At 68.2% G+C, this 20,178-nt stretch carries 18 protein-coding genes; 1 reads left to right on the top strand and 17 read right to left on the bottom strand.

The features are described from left to right. Positions 1–4: 4 nt before the first annotated feature. From NRP21_RS11605 to NRP21_RS11645, 9 genes are all read right to left on the bottom strand, one after another. On the bottom strand, positions 5–235 hold the full coding sequence (locus tag NRP21_RS11605; protein ID WP_257716359.1) for a recombinase-like helix-turn-helix domain-containing protein: 231 nt from the start codon (positions 233–235) through the stop codon (positions 5–7). Between the two features lie 155 nt (positions 236–390). After that, on the bottom strand, positions 391–1,371 hold the full coding sequence (locus tag NRP21_RS11610) for a PDR/VanB family oxidoreductase (RefSeq protein ID WP_257716360.1): 981 nt from the start codon (positions 1,369–1,371) through the stop codon (positions 391–393). Continuing rightward, entirely contained in the window at positions 1,368–2,867 is a 1,500-nt protein-coding gene (locus NRP21_RS11615) for an aldehyde dehydrogenase (RefSeq protein WP_257716361.1), read from the bottom strand. Before NRP21_RS11615 ends, NRP21_RS11610 begins: the two co-directional genes overlap by 4 nt. Next, positions 2,867–4,552 carry a thiamine pyrophosphate-binding protein gene (locus NRP21_RS11620; RefSeq protein WP_257716362.1) on the bottom strand — a complete coding sequence of 562 codons (1,686 nt, stop codon included), beginning with the start codon at positions 4,550–4,552 and terminating at the stop codon, positions 2,867–2,869. Before NRP21_RS11620 ends, NRP21_RS11615 begins: the two co-directional genes overlap by 1 nt. 12 nt (positions 4,553–4,564) lie before the next feature. Continuing rightward, on the bottom strand, positions 4,565–5,344 hold the full coding sequence (locus tag NRP21_RS11625; protein ID WP_257716363.1) for an SDR family oxidoreductase: 780 nt from the start codon (positions 5,342–5,344) through the stop codon (positions 4,565–4,567). 4 nt (positions 5,345–5,348) lie between these two features. Further along, positions 5,349–6,278 (bottom strand): VOC family protein, encoded by a 930-nt coding sequence (locus tag NRP21_RS11630; protein ID WP_257716364.1) that lies wholly within the window; start codon positions 6,276–6,278, stop codon positions 5,349–5,351. Beyond that, complete coding sequence (locus NRP21_RS11635) at positions 6,275–7,105, bottom strand: IclR family transcriptional regulator (protein ID WP_257716365.1); 831 nt, start codon at positions 7,103–7,105, stop codon at positions 6,275–6,277. The genes NRP21_RS11630 and NRP21_RS11635 overlap by 4 nt, the downstream gene beginning before the upstream one ends. After that, positions 7,098–7,904 carry an alpha/beta fold hydrolase gene (locus tag NRP21_RS11640; RefSeq protein WP_257716366.1) on the bottom strand — a complete coding sequence of 269 codons (807 nt, stop codon included), beginning with the start codon at positions 7,902–7,904 and terminating at the stop codon, positions 7,098–7,100. The genes NRP21_RS11635 and NRP21_RS11640 overlap by 8 nt, the downstream gene beginning before the upstream one ends. Next, positions 7,901–8,659: an SDR family oxidoreductase gene (locus tag NRP21_RS11645; RefSeq protein ID WP_257716367.1), complete on the bottom strand. Its 759-nt coding sequence runs from the start codon at positions 8,657–8,659 to the stop codon at positions 7,901–7,903. Before NRP21_RS11645 ends, NRP21_RS11640 begins: the two co-directional genes overlap by 4 nt. Positions 8,660–9,039: 380 nt before the next feature. Here NRP21_RS11645 and NRP21_RS11650 point away from each other — a divergent pair, with 380 nt between their 5' ends. Next, the gene (locus NRP21_RS11650) at positions 9,040–9,996 is read left to right on the top strand and encodes a Bug family tripartite tricarboxylate transporter substrate binding protein (protein ID WP_257716368.1); all 957 of its coding nucleotides are present in this window, start codon (positions 9,040–9,042) and stop codon (positions 9,994–9,996) included. A gap of 133 nt (positions 9,997–10,129) precedes the next feature. On the opposite strand, the gene NRP21_RS11655 is transcribed toward NRP21_RS11650, so the two are convergent. From NRP21_RS11655 to NRP21_RS11690, 8 genes are all read right to left on the bottom strand, one after another. Continuing rightward, on the bottom strand, positions 10,130–11,098 hold the full coding sequence (locus NRP21_RS11655) for a Bug family tripartite tricarboxylate transporter substrate binding protein (protein WP_257716369.1): 969 nt from the start codon (positions 11,096–11,098) through the stop codon (positions 10,130–10,132). Between the two features lie 34 nt (positions 11,099–11,132). Next, entirely contained in the window at positions 11,133–12,005 is an 873-nt protein-coding gene (locus tag NRP21_RS11660) for an alpha/beta fold hydrolase (protein ID WP_257716370.1), read from the bottom strand. 109 nt (positions 12,006–12,114) lie between these two features. Then, on the bottom strand, positions 12,115–12,993 hold the full coding sequence (locus NRP21_RS11665) for an alpha/beta hydrolase (protein WP_257716371.1): 879 nt from the start codon (positions 12,991–12,993) through the stop codon (positions 12,115–12,117). A gap of 472 nt (positions 12,994–13,465) precedes the next feature. Continuing rightward, positions 13,466–14,893 (bottom strand): sigma-54-dependent transcriptional regulator, encoded by a 1,428-nt coding sequence (locus NRP21_RS11670; RefSeq protein WP_257716372.1) that lies wholly within the window; start codon positions 14,891–14,893, stop codon positions 13,466–13,468. 9 nt (positions 14,894–14,902) lie between these two features. Continuing rightward, positions 14,903–16,165, bottom strand: a complete 1,263-nt coding sequence (locus NRP21_RS11675; RefSeq protein ID WP_257716373.1) for a sensor histidine kinase — start codon at positions 16,163–16,165, stop codon at positions 14,903–14,905. 533 nt (positions 16,166–16,698) lie between these two features. Next, complete coding sequence (locus NRP21_RS11680) at positions 16,699–17,271, bottom strand: hypothetical protein (RefSeq protein WP_257716374.1); 573 nt, start codon at positions 17,269–17,271, stop codon at positions 16,699–16,701. An 868-nt stretch (positions 17,272–18,139) separates the two neighbouring features. Continuing rightward, on the bottom strand, positions 18,140–19,009 hold the full coding sequence (locus NRP21_RS11685; RefSeq protein WP_257716375.1) for a Bug family tripartite tricarboxylate transporter substrate binding protein: 870 nt from the start codon (positions 19,007–19,009) through the stop codon (positions 18,140–18,142). Positions 19,010–19,116: 107 nt separating this feature from the next. Then, on the bottom strand, positions 19,117–20,076 hold the full coding sequence (locus tag NRP21_RS11690; RefSeq protein WP_257716376.1) for a tripartite tricarboxylate transporter substrate binding protein: 960 nt from the start codon (positions 20,074–20,076) through the stop codon (positions 19,117–19,119). Between the last annotated feature and the right edge of the window lie 102 nt (positions 20,077–20,178).

The following is a 20,178-nucleotide window of genomic DNA, read 5'->3' on the forward strand; positions in this document are numbered from 1 at the left end:
CGGCTTAGGCTCCCAGTTCCTGCATCGTGGCCTGGAAGTTTTCGGCAGTCCACTGTCCCCCGGACTTCGGGCGGATGCGGGAGCGGTTCAGGGCCGCCACCAGGTCGTCCAACTCCCAGTTGCCCTTCGCGAATGCGGCCTCGATCGCATCTGCTAGGCTGCCCTCCCATTCGGTCGGCAGGCGGCTGATGGATTGCCGCTCCTCAAGATGAGGGAAGCGATAGGTGTCGTTCACGATGCCTTCTCCTCTCGCCTAGATCGCTGTCCGCCCGGCCGCTCTGCACGGGCAGGGACGGCATGACGGGTCGAATGCCGTCCGGCCGGGGCGATACCCCGGGGTGAGCCGCGTCGCGCCAACGCACAACCGGGACCGCACGTTGATCGACGGACTCACAGGTCGAGCACCAGCCGCGACGACTTGGCGCGCGACACGCAGGTCATCATTGTCGTGTTCGCTGCCCGCTCGGACGCGGAGAGGATGCTGTCCCGATGATCCACCTCCCCTTCCAGCACCGGCACCTCGCATGTTCCGCAGACTCCCTGCTCGCAGGAGCAGGGTACGGAAAGGCCGGCGTCGTTCAGGACCTGGAGCACGGTGCGGTCTTCCGGGACGGTGAGCGTGATGCCGGCTTGGGCGCACTCCACCTCAAACGTGTCGGAGACCTCGCCTTCCGGCCGGGCACGGGCCGTGAACCACTCGAAGCGGACGCTGCCTTCGGGCCAGTGGGATGTGGCCTCTTCCACGGCCAGCATCAGCCGCTCGGGGCCGCAGCAGTAGAGAAGCGTGTCGGAGGGGGCGTCGCGCAGGCGCTCGGCAACGTCCAGGCGCGTCCCTTCCTCGCTGGCATGAACGGAAACCTCGCCACCCAGGGCGCGAGCTTCGCGGATGAAAGGGGCGTCGGCGCTGCGGGGTGCGCAGAGGAGCAGGGTCCAGCGCGCACCGGCCTGGGTGGCGGCCCGCATCATGGGCAGCAGCGGGGTGATGCCGATGCCGCCGGCGACGAAGAGGTAGTTCGCCGCCGCGTCGAAGGCGAAGTTGTTGCGCGGCAGGCCCAGGGTGACGACCACACCAGGGCGCAGCTCTCCGCGATGCACGAAGCGGGAGGCGCGGCCGCCTTTCACGTCGCGAACGGCGATGCGGTAGGTGGTCCGGTCGGCCGGATCGCCGCACAGGGAGTACTGACGGACCGAGCCGTCCGGCAGGTGCAGGTCCACATGCGAGCCGGGCTCGAACGGCGGCAACCCGCTTCCGTCCTCCGCCTCGAAGTCGAGGGCGAGGATGCCGGGCGCCACATAGGTCATGCGGCGCAGCAGGGCGGGGAAGGTCTGGGCAGCGGCGGCGCCCGCCATGGGGCTGCTGATGGCGTTCATGCGGCGATCCCGGCCCAGGGATGGGGCTGACCGGAGGTGTCGAGGTAGAAGGACTTCTGCCGCTGCCAGGCGCGCAGGCCCTGCCGCCCCTTCTCCCGCCCCAGCCCGCTGTCCTTGATGCCGCCGAAGGGGGTGGAAATGGAGAACTGCTTGTAGGTGTTCACCCAGACCGTGCCCGTGCCAACGCCGCGGCCGATGCGCCAAGCGCGGTTGAAGTCTCGCGTCCAGATGCCGCATGCCAGGCCGTAGCTGCTCTCGTTGGAGAGGGCGATCGCCTCCGCCTCGTCCTCGAAGGGCTGGACGTGGAGGACGGGGCCGAAGATCTCCTCCTGGCAGGTCCGCGCGGCGCTGGGCAGGCCGGCGATGATGGTGGGCAGGTAGTAGATGCCGGCGTCGTATTCCGCGCCCTCCGGCCGGCGACCGCCGCAGAGGATCGTGCCGCCTTCGCCAACCGCCTGAGCCACAGCGCGCTCAACGCTGTCGCGGTGCGGATCGCGGATCATGGGGGCGACCTGGGTGGCGGGATCGGCGGGGTGGCCGACACGGAGTGCCTTCGTGGCGGAGACCAGGCGCTCCACGAAGCTCTCGTAGATAGTGCGCTGGACCAGCAAGCGGGAGCCGGCGATGCAGGACTGGCCGGTCGAGGAGAAGATGCCGAAGAGGATGCCCGCGATCGTCAGGTCCAGGTCGGCATCGGCGAAGACGATCGTGGGGGACTTGCCGCCGAGTTCCAGCGAGACGGGCATCAGCTTCTCGGCGGCCTTGCGGGCGATGCCGCGGCCGACTTCCGTGCCGCCGGTGAAGCTGACCTTGCCGATGGCGGGGTGGGTGACGAGGGTGTCACCCACCTCCTCGCCGCGCCCGGGCAGGACGGAGAGGAGGCCGGGGGGGAGCCCCGCTTCCTCGCAGATGCGGGCCATCACCAGGGAGACGAGCGGGCTCCAGGAGGCCGGCTTCATCAGCACGGCATTTCCCGCGGCCAGGGCGGGGGCGAGCTTCTGCGCGTCCGATGCGATGGGGGAGTTCCAGGGCGTGATGCCCGCCACCACGCCGATGGGCTCGTGCACGGACATGGTGATGTAGTTGCCGCGGGAGGGGGTGAGGGCCTCCTCCTCCGTTTCCAGCACGGCGGCGAAGTAGCGGAAGGTGCCGGCGGCGCTGGCGGCGAGCGCACGGGTTTCGGCGAGGGTCTTTCCGGTGTCGCGGCTCTGCACCTGGGCGATGCGCTCGCCGTGCCTGGTCAGGCCGTCCGCGATGCGGTGAAGGTAGGTGGCGCGCTGGTGCGGCAGGAGGTTGCGCCAGGACGGGTCCTCGGCGGCCTTCTGCGCGCCGGCGATGGCCTCCTCCACGTCGTCGCGGGAGGCGCCGCGCAGGGTGAGATTCACGCTGCGGTCGGCGGGGTAGATCGAGGTGATCTCCGCCCCGCGCCCCTCGCGCCACTCGCCGGCCACGTAGATGCGGCCGTCGGGCAGTCCGATCTCTTGCATCTCTGCCATCACTTCACGCTCCCGGCGGCACCGGCGGGCGGGCCGGCGAAGCTCTCGGCGAAGGGGCCGATGGAGGTCATGTCCACCTCCAGCACGCAGGGGCCGTCCTTCGCCAGGGCGCGGTCCAGCGCGGCCTCGAAGCGATCGATCTCCAGAACCTTCTCGTGCGGCAGGCGGATGGATTGGCAGAGCAGGCCGAAATCCGGGGTCAGCAGGTCCGCGTAGTGGCGACGGCCGCCATACTGCGCGTCCTGGATGTTGCGGATCACGCCGTAGCCGCCGTCGTTCATCAGGATGAAAACGACGTTGGCGCCCATATCGGCCGCCGTCGCCAGTTCCCCGATCATCAGCATGGCGCCGCCATCGCCCACCAGGGCGACGGTCTTCGCCTCGGACGCCATGGAGGCCCCGATGGCCATGGCGATGCCCTGGCCGATGCCGCCGCCCAGCGCGTGCACGCCCAGATGCGGCGCGGCGAGGTGGACGTAGCGGTTGCCGAAGGTGGAATTGGAAAGGGTGACGTCCCGCACGAAGGGGTGGCGCCCGGCGGGCACGCGGGCCAGCAGTGCGTCCGCCACCACCTGGTAGGGGCCGAGGGCGGAGCGAAGCGCGCCTTCGGACTGGGCGCGGGCGATGGCGACGTCATGCAGGAAGGTGGCGTCGGTGGCCAGTGTCTCCGGCAGGCGGGCGAGCAGGCCCTCCAGCACCAGCCGGGCGTCGCCGGCGATGAACATGTCCACGGGGTAGTTGCGCCCGGCCTGGGAGGGCTCGGCATCCACCTGCACCAGGGGGCGGGGCAGGGGCATGGCGTTGTTGCGCGTCTCGTTCCCGCGGAGGCGGGAGCCGAGGACGATCATCAGGTCGGAGCGGTCGTAGAGCGCCTGGGCGGCGGGCGTCATGTTGAAGGCGCCCAGCGACCGGGGGTGGTCCTCCGGCACGGTGGCGCGGCCCTGGGTGCTGGTGACGGCGGCCAAGCCGCGGTTCACCAGGGCCGTGGCGGCCTCCGACGCTCCGCGGGCGCCGCCGCCGAGCCAGAGCATGGGGCGCTCCGCGCGCAGGATCATTTCCGCCAGGGCGTCGAGCTGCGCGGGGTCGGGCTGCTGGGGCGCGATGTGCAGGCTGGCCGGCAGGGCGCGGCCCGGCACCTTCACGCGCTGCACGTCCACGGGGAACTCGATCGTCACGGGGCCGGTCGGGGCGGTGAGCGCGGCACGGGCGGCGGCTAGCAGCGTGTCCACGGCGTTCGCCGGCTCCCAAACGCGGAAATAGGCCTTGCTGATGGCCTTCAGCATGTCCGGCTGGCGCGGCACGTCGTGGATAGCGGCGCGGTCGCGGTCCATGAAGGCGCGGTCGATGGTGGTGGTGATGTGCAGCACGGGGGTGCCGGCCGTCAGCGCCTCTACCTGGCTGCCCGCCGTGTTGCCAGCGCCCGTGCCGGTGGAGGTGATGACCACGCCGAGCCCACGAGAGACGCGCGCATGGGCATCGGCCATGTTCATGGCCCCCGCCTCACCGCGCGCGGGGACGAAGCGGATGCGGCCCTGGCGCGCGATGGCGTCAAGGATCGGCATGTTGTGGATGGAGATGACGCCGAAGGCGTGGGTGACGCCGATATCGGCGAGCGCCTTTGCGACGAGGTCGCCCACCGACTCCTCGGTGGTCATCCGCGCGGCGGCGAGGGGGGAGTGGTCCATGGATCGCTCTCGTCAGATGTGCCGCGAGACGCCGCCGGAGACTTCCAGGCTGGCGCCGGTGACGTAGCTCGCCGCTGGCGAGCCGAGGAAGAGAATGGCGCGCGCCGGCTCCTCCGGCCGGCCGAGACGGGCCAGCGGGATGCCCTTCTTGGCGGCCAGGGCGCCGAACCAGGCCTCGCGCGTCTGGGAGCGGTCCTCCCGTGCCTCGTAGCGGCGCTGCCACTGGCCGGAGTCCACCAGGCCCAGCAGGATGGAGTTCACGCGGATCTTCGGCGCGAATTCCGTGGCCAGGGACTTCAGCAGGCTCTGCACGCCGGCGCGGGCAGCTGACGTGCAGACCATGTGGGCTTCGGGCTGCAACGCGAGGAGGGAGTTCACCCCGACGATGGCCGGGGCCTCTGCCTTCTCCAGCATCGGGCGGAAGGCGTGCAGGGTGTGGATCTGGGAGAAGAACTTCAGCTCCAGCTCCTCCCGCCACGCCGCCTCGGTGGTGTCGGTGAAGGTGGAGACGCGGCCCTGGCCGGCATTGTTCACCAGCAGGTCCAGCGCGCCGCCGCCCCATTCGGCAACGGCGGCGGCGAAGGACTGCACCTGGTCGCGCTTCAGCACGTCGCACTGCACCGCCAGCACGTCGCCGCCCAGCTCGGCGCGCGCGGCCTCCAGCCGGCCGGTGTCGCGGCCGCAGATGGCGACGCGCGCGCCCTCCTCCAGCAGAAGCCGCGCGGTGGCGAGGCCGATGCCGGAGGTGCCGCCGGTGACGACGGCAACGCGGTTGGAGTAGCCGAGATCCATGGGTTCAGCCCGCCGTCTGCCAGCCGGCATCGGGGCGGCCGGCCATGACGGTGCGCATGGCCGGCGTGGGCGGGCCGGCGGTCATCCAGGTGTCCATCTTCTCCGGCACGTCGCGCGGCCAGACTTCCGGCTGGTGCGTGGCCTCCTCCACCTTGTGCACCTCGGAGGTGAACTCGATGACGAAGCCAGAGGGAGAGACGAAATAGGCGAAGGGATTGTTGCCCGGGCCATGGCGGCCGGGGCCCCAGGCCGGGGACTGGCCGGCCACGCGCATGCGCCCGATCCCCCGCATGAAGCTGTCGATCGAGGGCATCTCGAAGGCAACGTGGTTCACGGAGGAGTACTGGGCGCGATTAAGCGCGATGGAGTGGTGGTCGCTGAAATCCGCATCCGTCGCGGCGCGCAGGAAGACCATCATGTCCGCGGAATAGTCGGTGATGCGGAAGCCCAGGTGCTCCTGATACCAGCCGCTCAGCGCCTCCATGCCCGGCGTGTTCAGCACGACGTGGGAGACCTTGCGCGGCATGGCACGGCTGTCATCCGTGTCCTCGTGCCGCGCCACGTCGGCAGAGAAGCGCAGGCGGCGGCCCTCCGGGTCCAGCGCGGTGAAGCCGTAGCCACCGCCCGGGGTGGAAAGCTCGGCGGGGGCGCCGCTGACCGCGATGCCCTCGGCCACCAGCCCGGCGTGCAGGGCGTCCACGCGGGCGCGGCTGTTCATGCCGAAGTGGATGTACTCGATGCCGAAGGTGCTGTCCTCGCGCAGGGCGTAGATCCAGTGCTCGGCGCCGGTGCCGCGGAAATAGACCGTGCCGTCATTACCCTGGGCCACCGTGCGCAGGCCCCAGCTCTTCTCGTAGAAGTCGCGGGTCGCGGTCACGCCGGGGGCGCGCATGGCGATGCCGCGCATGAAATCGACCGTCGCCTTCTCGCTCATACCACCACCTTCAGTTTTGTCGGATTGGGGGAAGCTGCCGGCCCGGCCCAGCCAAGGCGGCGGGAGATCTCCTCCGCCGTCTCGCGCACGAGGGTGCCGATGCGCTCGCGCCGCGCCGGGCCTTCGAAGGCCGCGGTGTTGCCGCTGACGTTCAGCGCGGCGATGGGAGTGCCGGAGGAATCAAAAATGGCTGCGGCCACAGAACTGATGCCGGCCTCGAAGAAGCCGTCGCTCCAGGCCAGGCCTTCCTCTCGGTCCTCGTCCAGTCTGGCACGAAGCTGCTCCATCGTGACGGGTGTCTGGGCCGTGCTGGCGGACAAGGCCGCGTGGCCAAAGATCTCCTGGACCCGCGCGGGGGGCAGGTAGGCCAGGATGATGCGGCCCATATTCGCGGCGTGCGCGGGAAGGCGGCTGCCGATACGGATGTTGCTGACGTAGCGCCCGTTCTCCGGCGTGCGGCGGACGACGTAGACGATCTCGGTTCCGTCCATCACGCCAAGATGGGCGGAGAGCTCCACCTCATCGGCCAGGCGGCCGATGGCGGGGGCGGCGGTCTGCACCAGATCCTGGGAGAAGAAGGCCTGCGCCGCGACGCCGATGAGACCGAGGCCGATGCGCCAACCGCCATTGGGGGCGGGCTCGATGAAGCGCTCGGCTTCCAGCGTCGTCAGCAGGCGGAGCAGGGTGGTGCGGTTTATGCCAAGGGCGCGGGCGGTTGCGGCCATGTTGGTGACGCGGTCGCCCTCAGCGATGTGGCGTAGCAACCGCGCCGCGCGCTGCACGGGCGGGGAAAGATAGGCCGAGTCTTCGGAATCGGTATCAGGCAAGGATCGTCTCCCCGAGCAGGGCGGCGACCTCGGCCGGGAACTCCTGCGGCAAGGCGTGGCCTGCTGCGGGATACTCGGCCAGGCGGATGGGGTTCGGCAGGGCAGCGTGGAGGCGGCGGGCGTTGTCGGGCGGGGTCACGACATCCTCCAGCCCCGTGGCAACCAGGACGGGCATGGGCAGGCGCGCGGCATCGGCCAGCAGGTCGCCGGCGCCGAGGGCATGGACGGCCTGGGCGTAGCCGGCAGGGTCCACTGCGGCCATGGCGCGGCGGACTCCGTCCAGCACCTTCGGGCGGTTCGCCGCGTCGTGGACCAAGCGCGCGGCGCGGCGGGCGGCGAAGTCCTGCGGCCCGAGGGCGTTCAGGTCGTCGATCCGCGCCTGCACGCCGGGCGGCAGCGGGCCGGCGGTGACGCCGTAGCCGAGGGCGGGCGACATCAGCGCCAGGCGCTCCACCCGGGCGGGGTTGCGGGCCGCGAAGCGCGCGGAGAAGAGGCAGCCGAGGGAGTGGCCGGCGAGAGTGATGCGGCCCAATCCCAACGCGTCCAGCAGGCGCTCCAGCACGACGGCATAGTCGTCCGGCGTGGGAGTCCGAGGCACGACGGGAGCGGAGTTGGCGTAGCCCGGCGCGTTCCAGGCCCAGAGGGCGCGGTCCTGCGGTAGGGCGTTCATGAGCGGGAGCCAGCTCTCCGCGTTGCTACCGATGCCGTGCAGCAGGATCAACGGCAGGGCCGGGTCCGGGCCGGGGCGATGCAGCAGGGAAAGACCGGCCGCTTCGGTCCGGGTGATCTCGGCGCTCATGTGAAGACAAAGCCCGCATCGACAGGCAGCACCTGGCCGGTGAGGGCAAGGGCGCCGGGGGTGAGAAGGAACGTCACCGTGTCCGTGATGTCCTCCGGCATCTGCGGGCCGGGAACGGCGCGGCCGGTCTCGTAGAGGCGGTGGCGCTCCGCGGGCACGTACTCCGTCGCCTCGTTGCGCATGATCCCCGGCGCGATGCACGTGATGCCGATGCCGCGCGGGCCCAGTTCCCGCGCCAGTGATCGCGTCATGGAGATCACGGCGCCTTTGCTGGCCGTGTAGGCGAGCAGCCGCGGCGCACCCCAGAGGGCGGTGTCGGACGCGACGTTAACGATACGCCCCGCCCCCATCAGTGGCACCATCGCGCGCGTGACCAGCCAGGTGCCGCGCACATTCACGCGCATCACCCGGTCCCAGGTATCGATTTCAATGGCGTCGAATTCGGGGCCGCCAATGCCCGTGGCGATGGCGGCGTTGTTGACCAGCCCATCGACCCGTCCCTCATGCGCGGCGACATCCGCGGCAAAGGCAACGATGCTTTCGGGATCCGCAAGGTCCAGCGGCACGGCACGGGTCACATGGCCGGCCGCCGCGAGCTGGGCGGCCGTCTCCGACAGCTGGTCCACAAGGATGTCGGCCAGGATCAGCCGGGCCCCGGCGGAGGCGCAAGCCAGGGCGATGGCGCGCCCCACTCCCCGCGCCGCGCCCGTGACGACCACGGTGCGGCCGGCGAGCGTCCGCATTGCGTCGCTCACCGGGCCCGTTCCCACCGGGAGCTCAGGCTGCTGTGCCCGGCCGTCCTGTCGGCAGGCCGTTCATATAAGAACGTAGTGTTCATGGATGCAGCATGGCGGCGGCACCCCAGGTTGTCAAAGGCAATCTTCCCGTCGGAGAGTTGCGACATGCCGCTACTCGGGAGCGTGAAGATTACGGCTTGACCTCCCAGCCGATCTTCTCGCACGCTGGCTTAAATCCGAACACAACGTTCAAATAAGAACTATTCTGCGCCGTCTCCCGGATCGTTGCACGACGTGGATGCCTGCCGCCGCTCACGGCGCGGAAGGCAGTCCCGCGGCGGGCGACGATGTCACCAAACACGCTCGAACCTCTTGTCCGCCATATCGGAAGGCTGTTCATGAAGACCCTCGGACGACGCGCTCTCACGCTCGGCTTCGCCGCCCTATCCGCCCCCGCCGTCGCGCAACCCGCGCGGCCGATCACCCTCGTCGTTGCCTATCCACCGGGCGGCGACACGGATGCACTGGCGCGCCTTTTTGCGGACCGCCTCGCGCCTCGCCTTGGCCGGCAGGTCATCGTGGAGAACCGATCCGGAGCCAGCGGTGTTGTCGGCACCCAGTACGTCGCCCGCGTGCCGCCGGACGGGTCGATCCTTCTTTTCGCTCCCTCGACATTCCCGCTCGCGCCGCTCGTTCTGAAGCAGGGAGTCACCTACAATCCCGTCAGTGACTTCACGCCCGTCCACATGATCGCGACCAACCCGATGGTCCTGGTGGCCAGCCGGCAGAGCGGCATCCGTTCCCTGGCGGACGTTGTTTCTCAGGCGCGAGCCGGGCATCTGGTCGGCTACGGCTCACCCGGTTCCGGGTCGCCCATGCACATCTTCGCCGAGATGTTCAATCACCTCGCGAAGTTGCAGCTCGCTGAGATCTCCTACCGAGGTGTCGCCCCGGTGGTGAACGACCTGCTCTCCAATTCCATCGGGATCGGGTTGGTCACCATCGGCGCCGTGTATGATCACTTCAAGGCGGGAACGCTCGTCCCGGTCGCAGTCTCGGAAGGCGCACGCAGTCCGGTTCTTCCCGAGGTCCCGACCTACAAGGAGTCTGGATACGACCTGGACGTGACGACATGGTGGGGATTGTTCGGTCCGCGCGGGCTGCCGACCTCCATGGTGGAAACGTTGAACTCTCACATGAACGACGTGCTAGCGCTCCCCGACGTGCAGGAGCGGCTGGCAGCGTTCGGCGGCGTACCGGCAGGCGGGCCGCCGTCACGCCTGGCAGACGTCAATCGAACCGATTTCGAGCGCTTCGCCCGCGTGGTGCGGGACTTGAATATTCGAGTGGAGTAGGCATCACTCCGGGGCGTGTTGGCGTAGCACTGCCTGGCAGCGCGCCAACACGCCAGGAGCGCCATGGTTTGCGGGCCGGCGGTGGAGGGGTCAGCGACCGTCCTCCTCTACGCGACAGTGCAGCGAAGGCTCGTCAATCCACTCGCGCGCCGGATACCCGGACCAACTCTGCTTTTAACGCAAAGTCTGCAGCCACCATCCGCGCTGAATCCGCCGGCGTCGCCGCGTGGACCGTGTAGCCGTTCGGCGTCAGGTGCCGATCTCGGATCACCGGATCCTCCAACACCACCGCCACATCGCGCTGGATGCGCTCCCGCAGCGTCTCCGGGGTTCCCGCGGGCGCGAAGATCCCGAACCAGGTGCGCGGATCGATCTCCGGATACCCAGCCTCCAGCAGGGTCGGCACGTCGGGTAACTGTGGCAGCCGCGCGGGCCGCCCCACTGCCAGCGCTCTCAACACCCCTGTCGTCAGGAACTCGCGGGAGGAGGCCACGCCGGAGAGCGTGCCCTGAACCTCGCCCGCCACGGTCGCCAGCACCGCCGGCGTCAGCCCGCGATAGGTCACCTGGGCGATCTCCACGCCTTCGCGCGCCTTCAGGGCCTCAAACAGCAGGTGCGGCTGGCTTCCCGGACCGTAGGAGCCGTAGTTCAGCGCCCCAGGCCGCGCCCGGGCTGCCGCCACCAGCCCGGCCATGTCCTTCGCCTGGAGGGACGGATGCACCAGCACCATCTGGTGCACGTCGAGCAGGTAGGAGACCGGCACCAGATCCTTCATCGGGTCGTGCGGCAGCTTTGCGTGCGTATGCGGGTTCGACGTGATCGATGAATCCGAGGTCATCAGCAGCACGTGCCCGTCCGGAGCCGCCTTCGCCGCCGCGTCCGTACCGGGAATCGTCGCACCTCCCGGCCGGTTATCGACCGTAACAGTCTGACCCCATTGCGGCATCAACCGCTCCGCAACAGCCCGCGCCAGGGCGTCCAGGCCCCCGCCCGGTGGATACGGCACAATGATCCGCACTGGCTTTACCGGCCAGGGCGCCTGGGCGAGGGCGGGGCAGGACAGAAGCGGCAGGGCCAGTACGGCACGGCGGGAGAGCGTCATGTGTGAAGCCTTGCAAATCTGCGGCCGTGCCGCATCAGAACAAATGCTTTTCCAGTGCTGCTACCGTGGCTCTCGGCGCTTCCAGCTTTGCTTGGTGCCCGATCCCTTCCTGCAGCACCAGCCGAGCCCCGGGAATCGCCTCTGCAAGTGCCTTGCTGACGTCTAGCGGGTTCACCCGGTCCTCGCTTCCCACCAGGATCAGCGTCGGGGCACGGATCTGCGGGGCGAAATCCAGGGAGTCCGTTTCGTCGCTTGCCCGGGCCGAGCGCATCAGCCCCTTGGCATGAGTGGCAGCCAGCGTCTCCTGAACCCATTTCCGCACGAGATCCGGCGTGCCGGGCCCGACGAGGTTCTGCCACCGCTCCCGCGCCAGGACCATGCCACCGCCGGCTATGCTGTCGCGCCGCATGGCCAGCATCCGCGCGCGTTCCTCCGGCGGCTTCCAACGCTGCCCCCGAGATGCGCCGAGCAGGGCAAGCCGCCCCACGCGCGCCGGATGCTCTGCCGCCGCCACGATCGAGACCATCGAGCCGAAGGAGGAGCCAACGAAATGGGCCCGTTCGATCCCCAGCGCATCCAGCAGCGCCACTGCGACACGGGCATAATCCCCGGCCGAGGGCGTATCCGCCGCGAAATCGGCCGAGAGCCAGTAGCCCGGTGCGTTCCAGGCGATCACCCGTGCCCGCTGCGCCAGGGCCGGCAAGACGAAGCGCCAGCCCGTGGAGTTGGAGCCGATGCCGTGCAGCAGCAGCACCGTCTCCGGCCCCTCCCCGGCTTCCATGAACGAGAGTCGCCCATGCTCCAGCCCTAGCGCGGCGGCGTCCAACTCGATGAAGCGGGTCTCAGGCAGCGGCGGTGCCGTACTGCCGTCCGGATGGTACGCCGCTGATTGTGGGACAGCTGCCAATACCAAGCTCTCCAGCAGGCTGCGGGGATCTCATGCTACCCGAGCGGCTGCGCCCGGGAATAGTCTGCTGGGCCGGTGCGCCTTCCGGAGCATGTCAGGACAGCGCGGCTCAGGGGGCGACGGCCGGGCCGTCCTCCCGGGAGAGCCGCAGGGCTGTCCGGGTCAGGGCACTGCTCGGGTCCAGGAAGTCCAGCAGGATATCGAAGTGGCCGCGGCCAGCGATCTGCTGGCCCTCACATCGCGCCCCGGCGGCGGCGGCGGCAAGGGCGTACTCCCGGGATTGGCGAATGAATTCCGGGCTCTCCCCCTCACCCCAGACGACCGCGATGCGTCCCGAATGTGGGGATGCCAGATGGCGGATCGGGCTGAGGCGGTGCCGGTCCGCCGCGGACAGGGTGACGTAGCTGCTGCGCGAGGAGAGGAGGACGGGCTCCATCTCGTACATGCCGGAGATCAGGAGGGCCGAGCGGAGCAGGCGTGGGATGTCCGCTCCCTCTGCCCCAGCCAGCAGGCAGCCTGCGATGTGAGCGCCGGAGCTGTGCCCGGCGAGCACGACCCGGGTCGGGTCGATCCCGTGCTTCGGTGCTTCCTTGACAGTGTGGGCGAACGCGGACGCGACGTGCCGTGCCATGCCAGGCAGCGTCACATCTCCGATCTTGGGGAAGTCCGGGATCGCCACGGCCACGTCCTGCTCGACCAGACGGGAGGCGATGAAGCTGTAGAGGTCGCGCGTGCCGGCGCGCCACGCGCCGCCATGCACGAAGAAGAGCAGCGGCGCACCGGGCCCGGCGGGGAAGAGGTCGATTTCCTGCAACGCGCCCTCGCCGTAGCGCAGCACGACAGGAGCGGTCACGCCGCGCTGCCTCTCGCTCTCGGCCGCGTAGCGCTTCATGGTTCCCGCCATATCGGGGGCCCAGACAGTTTGGTCGTAGGCACGGTCAAGCTCATCCTGCGTGTAGTGCAGGAAGATGAGAGCCTTCGCCTCCATGTGGTTCTCCGCGGGGCTTGATCGTTTTGGGATCACGCCATGGCCGAGCCGGCCGCGCAAGCCAATGGCGGATCAGTCTGGACGAGGACGCCGTGTCACGTCTCCTCCTGAGCTGAGTTGCCGCCCGACCGGCACAGACGCCGCCTCCTGCGGGGTGGGGAGGCCTGCCGCCCGTCCGATGAGGCTCCCTGCTCGACGGTGATCCGCGCGGCCTGCACCAGTTCCCGAAGCCGATCCCGCTCGGCCTGAAGGCGGCGTAGCGCCCGGCTGTCGATCCGACCGGCTACGCGCCATTCACCAGGAAGATACACTGGCCCGCGCTACCCAGGCCAGCGTCGCCGCGATGAAGGAAGCCGGGCTCTCCATCGATCCGCCTGCCCCAGCCGTGCAGGATTGGTTCATTCTGGCCGTATCAGATGGCCACCTGCTCGCAAGCCTGTCTCAGCCGCGACTGCAGGAGGTCGGTGCACATTCAGCCAAAGCCGCGCTCGTCCTCAGGCGCCCGCCCCCCACCAGCCGATTCCGAGCCGTGCTTGGCCAAGCGATACCGAAGGGTGTCGCGGGTGATGCCGAGATCTCGCGCAGCGCGGGAGACGTTGCCCTCTGCCCGGCGCATTGCGCGCTGAATCAGGGCCAGCTCCGCGCTGGCCAGCGTCGCGTCTTCAGCCACATCAACATTGGAAGGAGCCGGCCCGGGCAAAGGTACTCGGACTGCCACGAGGGCGAAATCATCCGGCGAAACAACCCCTCCCTCGGAGGATAGGGCCGCTTGCTCCATGGCGTTCCGTAGCTCCCGCACGTTTCCAGGCCATGGGTGTCGCGCAACTGCGGCCCGCGCAGCCGCGTCCAGCCGCGGCACCGGCTTGCCGTAACGGCGCGCGCTGAGGGCCAGGAAATGCTCGGCGAGCATGGGAATATCCTCGCCGCGCTCTCGTAGCGGCGGCACGGCGAAGGTCACCACACGCAGCCGATAGAGGAGGTCAGCGCGGAACCGGCCCTCCGCCACCAACTCTTCCAGAGGTCGATGCGTGGCGGTGATGAATCGTACATCCACCTCACGGTCACGCACGCTGCCAAGCCGCCGGACGGTGCGATCCTCCAGAAGACGAAGGAGCTTCACCTGCACGGCGGCATCGAGATCGCCGATCTCATCGAGGAACAGCGTCCCGCCATGGGCTGCCTCAACCAGCCCAATGCGACGTTCCCGTGCATCGGTAAAGGCGCCGCGCTCATGCCCGAACAGCTCTCCTTCCAGCAGATGGGTCGGCAGGGCCGCGCAGTTCAGTTCAATAAACGGCCCGTTGCGGCGTGGGCCATCGAAGTGAACGGCCCGGGCCACCAACTCCTTGCCGGAGCCTGTTTCACCGCGCACCAGCACTGCAGGAGGCTGCCCATCCGTCATTCGGCGCTCGGCCTCCAGAAGCCGCATGACCTGCGTTTTGAGGGCCTGTATCGGCGGAGACTCCCCGAGCAACTGCTCAAGACCGCTCTGCCGCGCATCCCGGCCCCGGTAGTAAGAAAGGCTTCCCTCCAGCCGCTCTTCTCCGGCTGCGCGGTCGATCAGCATCTTGACCTCGGCCAGAGCCACGGGCTTGCCGAGGTAATCCCAAGCACCGGCCTTCATCGCCTCGACCGCGACCTGCACGCTGCCATGCCCAGTCATGACGATGACCTTCGCCTGGGGATCTCGGGCCCGAACCTCGGCGAGCAAAGTCAGCCCGCTACCGTCCGGCAAGGCAAGATCCAGCAGCACCACATCGGGGCGGAATTCCTCGAGCTCGCGCAGCCCCTCCCGCAGCGTACTGGCCGATCGCACCTCCAATCCCTGGCGCTGCAAATAGCGCTGCAGGTTGCGTGCCAAAATCAACTCATCCTCGACGAGCAGAACGGCTTGCGGCATGGCGGCGCCTCAGGCTGCTGCCGGCAGCGTGATGGTGGCCCGGGTTCCCTGGCCGCCCGGTCCCTTCTTCAGCTCTAGCGTGCCGTCGTACAAGCCGACGATCCGCCGGGCGAGGACGAGCCCGAGACCTGTGCCGCGCGGCTTAGTCGAAAAGAACAACGTGTTGCGCCCGCGCGCCAGCAGCTCTGGCAGACCCGCCCCAGTGTCACAGATCCGGATCTCGACCATTCGCCCTCCTTCGGCCGGCCGAACCTCGAGGCGCAGTTCTCCGCCATCCGGCATCGCCTCGATGCCGTTGGCCACCAAGCTGTCGAGCGCTTGGCCTAGCGGTCCGGAATTGCCCCGCGCGGGCGGCACGGCCTCCGTCCTGACGGTGAGCCTCACCCCCTGCCGCTCCGCCTTGACCGCGAAACGGCGCTCCGCTTCGGCTAGCAGGGCCGGGATGTCCACGGCAACAGGTGCGACGGCATCGCCGCGGGCCGTCAGCAGCAGCTCTCTTATCCAACCTTCCACGCGGTCAGCCTCGCGCTCGATGTCGGCGAGCGACCCTCGGACCAAGTCCCAGTCATCCTCCAACGCGGCAAGCTCGGCCGAGGACCGGATGGAGGCCAGCGGGTTGCGGATGCCGTGCGCCACGGCAGAGGCAACGGCGCCGACAGCGGCCAGCGTTTCCGCTTCCACCAGACGTTCCTGTTGGTAACGCAGCGTGCACTCGGCCCGGCAGATCAAGCCGGTCAACGCAGCATAGAGGAGGGCGGCGCCGGCGAGAGCGCTGAGCCAGACGAGCCGTGTTCCTTTGTCTATGGCGGCAAAGAGGGCGAGCGGTAGGCGGTAAATCTCGACAACGCCGACGACCCGCTTCGTGGTGTCATCCTGAACCGGCAGGTAGGCCTCCATGAACCGGGATCCGCCCGTCTCGGAATCCAACAGCTGGTGCTCCGTCTTTGGCCGGGTCTCCACTGTTCCGGACTCAACAATCATTTCGCCGCCCAAGGCCCGATCCAGTTCGTGATTATCCGTGAAGCGTCGGCCAATAAGATCAGGGTTGCTCGACCACAAAACGATCCCGTCCGAAGAATAGATATTGGCGCGTACCACCCCTGGCAAACGGGCAACGTGGGAGAAGATTGATTCGAGCGCGGGCCGGGAGCCCGCGGAGGCGGGGTTGTCGAAGTACGACCAAGTGCCCTCAGCGCGGACGATACTTTCGATGAATTCCCCACTCACCGCCGCATCCCGTTCCAGCATGTGAATGGTCAGGAAACGACTCAATACCCAAGCGGTCCCACTGGCTGAAATAAGGACGCAGACAAGGCTCAAGGCTCCGAACCACCGTGCGATGCGGAATCTCGTGATGCCGCGGGAACGGAAATCGGAAGCGCGCCTGCGCCTTAGGATTGTCCCCCTCCAACTCATGATGGAATGCACCTCATTTGGCAGATTCAGGGTAGCATCCCGCTGTTTCGTGGAATGGCGCAAGTCAGTGTTCATTCGAAAGGAATGGCGAGGGTAAACCGTACGAACGCCCATAGGCGCTGCTCTCCCGCGTGAAGCCGTGAGATTTCTTGGCTTCGGCTCTCCGAGGATAGCAGCGGTGTGACGACAGCACTGGATCTATTTTGAGGCAGGATATCCGGCCTGAAAACTTTTCAGCCAACGTACCGAACACGGGTGGCAAATTCATCTGCCTAGCTTCTTAGAGCCGGAGCTGCCCTCGGAAGAGGGAAGCGGGTTCGATGCCCTAGTCCCTGATCTGCCCAACTGAGCGTTCGACGGGGAGGCTGGCTGAAGTGTGCTGGACGCCCTCAATTCCCATATTCCTCAGATAGAGGTCCTTGGCTGCCCGGTTCCGGCACCTCGTCGTCATCTGAAGGCTGCCGAGCCTTCTCCATGTCCGTCCGCGCCTCGGCGTTCTCGGCCAGCTTCAGCATCTCATCCAAGTCTAAGCTGCCGGTCAGCAGGGTGCGGATCTGCTGGCCGAGAGGTGTGAGGCGCCAGGCAGAGCCGCCACTTCCATCAATCGCTTCGCAGGCGTGGAGTTCGCGAAGCGAATTCAATGTGTCTCGGCGTGGCTTCGGTCTGCCCGGAGCGTGCAGGTCGCGCGACTGACCGCCATATGGGAGCCATTCGATCGCCCTTCTCTCTGCCTTCGTCAGCCATTTGGCCGCTATCGCGGCCTCTCTCTTCGGGTTCATACAGAATTCCGATAAGGGCGGCGCGACGAGCAACTCTGCCCCGTCCATCAATGTCTCGCGCACGATGGAGCGTCGCCAAATGCGGGGATGGTGGAAGCCCAGGCCGTGGCAGGGGTTGTTCTGAACAACTCGTTGCTTGCAGCGTGGGAAGAGAAGCGGATCGTGCCGATGGTTCGGCAGCATTCGCCGCGTTTCGGCTCTTGCGATTTTTTAACTTACCGCAATCGCAAGCTTACCTTTGGATGAGCCTGACGAGAGAAGCTCTGCGTCTGCCACTCCGAAATGTGAATGACCTGGCCGAGCATCACGGTATGAAGCGTCTTCCTGGTCATGACAGATCCCTTTACAAAGTCGTGCCGCACGCTTTTGCGACAGACCTTCTTCTGCATCGGTCATGCCAAGCCGGAGGCGGAACAAAATAGTAGATGTAAGCATCTGAATTGTACTGGTTCTGCACGCGGAACATTGATGGCCGATTGAGATCGTGTTGTGGATTATCCCCCGCAACCCCCAGATTTTGGGTCTCATCACCCAACTGCCTCGATACTGGCGCGCGCATTTTCAATGGCCAAGACTGAACGAGCGCCGAACTGCCGCGTCCGGTATCCAGGCATCTTCCGGGTCAGATTGTCAGAGCCCTCGACGATATGGCTTGTTGCTGTGCCCGGGCGCACGCTCCTCCGGAATTTCTGTTCGCGTAATCGGGCCTTACTTCGAGCGGGACCATGAATCCCAGCAGCCGCTGCGCACGCGGGCCATTTTCGGCGGCGTGGATGCGATCACTCCGATCCTCAGCTTGCTGCTCGCCTTCGTGGCGATCGCCTACATCGCCTCCGTCGCGGCCTGCCGGGCGGAGCAGGGCCACCCATACCGGCACGGAAAAGCCGAGTACCTAGGTTCTTATCTGGCGCACACACCTCGCACGGCCTGTGACAAGCAGAAGCGCCCCGGCAGGGTGCGGCGCGTCCAGCAGGGCGCGGGAGAGCGTAGATGCCGAAAAGAAGTGCCCCAGGTAACCCGTTCCGGTGACTCCGCCGGAACGGGGTCGGCTCTAGGAAAGTTTGATCCCCGCGGTGCGGATCAGCGCGCCCAGCCGCGCACTCTCGAGCTGATTGAAGCGCGCGAACTCGGATGGAGTGCTGCCCACGCCCTCCGCGTCCAGCGAGCGCAGCCGGGCGCGCACTTCCTCCGTGGCCAGCGCGGCGACGATGGCCTGCTGCAGTCGCTCCACCCGATCCGGCGGCGTCGCCGAGGGCGCGTAGACTCCGCAGATGTCGCTCAGCGTGAAATCCTCTATCCCCGCCTCCGCGCCCGTGGGCACCTCCGGCAGGCCAGGGATACGGGAGGGCGTAACGGCCACCACCGCCCGCGCGCCGGCCCCGAAGGCCGGTGACAAGCTGCCGACGGAGTTGAAGGAGGTCTCGATCACGCCCGCGGCCAAGTCCCGGGCCGCGTCGGCGCCGCCACGATAGGGCACGTGCTCCAGCCGAAGACCCGTGCGGATCTGGAACAGCTCGCCCGCCATGTGCTGCGCCGTGGCGTTGCCCGGCGTACCGTAGGTGATCGGCTCCTGCCGCCCCCTCGCCAGGGCCAGGAACTCCGCGATTGTTCGCGCCGGAAAGTCCTTCCGCACCGCCAGCACGGTCGGAAACAGCACCACCTGCGAGACCGGCGCGAAGGCTGTGGCATAGTCGAAGGACAGGCCATTGAAGAGATGGGGATTGGACAGGTGCGAAAGGGTGGAGAGCAGCACCGTGTGCCCGTCCGGTGCCGAAGCCGCGACGACGCCCGCGGCGTTCGTTCCGCTCGCACCGCTGCGGTTCTCCACCACGACAGTCTGCCCTAGCGCGGCACCCATGCCCGGCGCGACCAGCCGGGCGATGGTGTCCGCCGCGCCGCCCGGCGCGAAGCCAACCATCATGCGAATCGGGCGACTGGGCCAGGACTGTGCTAATGCCGGCGCTGCCAGAAGGGATGCTCCACCGGCCAGCAGGGCTCGGCGGGTGGAGTGGAGAGACGGCATCCCCGTCAGACCGTGATCTTCGCGTCGGCGATCAGCTTGCGCCAGGTCTCGTACTCGACGCGCAGCGCGGCCGTGGCCTCGGCGCCCGTCGTGCCGCGAACCTCGGCCCCGACGCGGTCGAGGCTCGGCCCCGTCTCGGGTTTCGCGATCACGGACATCACCGCCGCATGCATCTTCGCCGCCACCGCATCCGGCGTGGCGGCCGGGGCGAGGAGAGAAAGCCAGAGATCGACGACGAAGCCCTCCATTCCCGCCTCCTGCATCGTCGGCAGGTTCGGGAACACGGCACTGCGGCGCGCGCCGGTGGTGGCCAGGGCGCGCAGCTTGCCATCCGCGACCAGACCGCGAGCCCCCGCGATGCTGCTGAAGCAGAACTGCACCTGGCCCGTCATCATGTCGGCGTAGCCCGCCGCGATGCCGCGATAGGGCACGTGCGTCGCCTCGCAGCCCGTGCGCAGCGAGAACATCTCCCCGGCGAGGTGCGGCGTGGTTCCCACGCCGGCGGAAGCGTAGCTGAAGCGCGCGCGGCTGGTCTTCACGAGGGTGACGAACTCGCCGATGTCGCGCGCGGGAAGCTCCGGAGGTACGACGAGAACGAGCGGCGAGCTGGTGAGGATGGAGATCGGCCTGAAGTCGCGGAACACGTCGTAGGGCACCCTCGCCTGAAGCGAGGGGTTGATGACGAGGGCCGGATCGATGACGAGCTGCGTGTACCCGTCCGGCGCGGACTTGGCGACGAAGTCCGCCCCCACCACGCCGCCCGCGCCGGGCCGGTTCTCCGCGACGACGGACTGCTTCAGCGGCTCGCTCAGCCCCTGCGCGAAGACGCGGCCGACATAATCCACCACGCCGCCCGGCGCGTAGGGCACAACGAGGCGCATGGGACGGTCCGGGAAATCCTGCGCCCAGGCCTTGCGCGCGCCGGCGGCCGCAACGGCGCCGCCGAGCAGGGTGCGTCTGTTCAAGCTCAACATCGGTAGGTCATCCGCCCCGGAGGTGTCGCCAACCGTGCCACTGCGTTCCCGCGAGTACCTTGCGTCGGCTCTTCCGGCCGTCCGCCTTCCGTC

The sequence above is a fragment of the Roseomonas populi genome (assembly GCF_024594815.1).
GTDB classification, from domain to species: Bacteria; Pseudomonadota; Alphaproteobacteria; order Acetobacterales; family Acetobacteraceae; genus Roseomonas; species Roseomonas populi.